Raw genomic sequence first — 1237 nt, forward strand, 5'->3', positions numbered from 1 at the left:
GGCCAGCGCGCTGCCGGTGGCGACCGGGGCCGGCTCCGGCGCGGCGGCGCTGTAGGTCGAGCCGTCCGGGATCGGCTCCATCCGCACCACCGAGGCGCCGGCGGCGGGGTCGAGACTCGCCACCTGCACCGGCTCGGACGCCGCGTAGGTCGAGCCGTCCGGGATCGGCTCCATGCGGATGACCGGGCCGGGCGGCAGGCTGGCCACCCGGATGCCGGGGTCGACCGCGTTGCGCTGCTCGCGCAGCGCCAGCATGGTGGCGGTGTCGCCACGGCGCGGGCCGGCCGGGATGTTCAGCGGGATCTCGGCCGCCGCATAGACCTCCGGCGCCGCGCGGCGGCCCGGATGGGTGTCGACGATGCGCGGGCCGATGCGGGCGACGTAGTTGCGCGTCTCCGCCGGCAGGCCGCGGCCGTTCCACAGATAGTCCTCCAGCCGGCGCGGCCCCGCATTGTAGGCGGCGAGGAAGGCCGGGCTGCCATACAGCTCGTACATCTCGCGCACATAGGCGGTGCCGGCCATGATGCTGTTCCACGGGTGGTAGGGGTCGTCCCCCAGCCCGTAGCGGCCGCGCAGCTCGGCATAGGTGCCGGGCATGACCTGCATCAGCCCCATGGCGCCGACCGGGCTGCGCGCCGTGGCGCGGCCGCCGCTCTCCTGGCGCATCACCTCGCGGATCCAGCGCTCCGGCACGTCGAAGCGGCGCGCGGCCTGCTGGATGTAGGGCCCCCAGGGGTCGCTGGACGGCCCGGGCGGGTCATAGCTGGAAGGCTGCGGCCAGATCGCCGCCTCGGCCGCGGCGCTGGGCGCCGAGGTGCGGGCCTGCTGGCTGCTGCCGCAGGCCGCGAGCAACGCCACCATCGACAGGGTGGCGGCCAGTCGGACGCGCCCCCCCGGCGTCATCCGACCGTTTTGGAACGGAGTCATCCCCTGTTCTCCGTCTGGCCCGGGACTTCACGATCCTGTTGGTGGATCCGAGGGCGCCCCCACGCCCTGAATCCGGGACCGCCCCCGGGTTGAGGTTTCAGCAGAACATCTGCGGCTAAACCGCTAGAGGAAACAGCGGATTGGCGCAAGCCTCGTCTGCACCGCCCGCCGCGAGGCGTGACCGCGCGCGGGATTTTGACCCCTGGCGGAAGGCATCGCGGCACCCCATCCCTTGGGGTATCGGGTCCGGCGCCGCCCTGCGGCGGGCGGGCCCGGCCGGCCCGTGCTTCCGCCCGGCCGTCCGGCGGCA

Annotated in this window: 1 protein-coding gene; it reads right to left on the bottom strand. The window is 74.5% G+C overall.

The features are described 5' to 3' along the window. Window positions 1-927: lytic transglycosylase domain-containing protein (locus HMPREF0731_RS24575; RefSeq protein WP_157136260.1), on the bottom strand; the 927-nt coding region annotated here is incomplete at its 3' end. Between the last annotated feature and the right edge of the window lie 310 nt (window positions 928-1237).

Source organism: Pseudoroseomonas cervicalis ATCC 49957 (genome assembly GCF_000164635.1).
GTDB lineage: Bacteria > Pseudomonadota > Alphaproteobacteria > Acetobacterales > Acetobacteraceae > Pseudoroseomonas > Pseudoroseomonas cervicalis.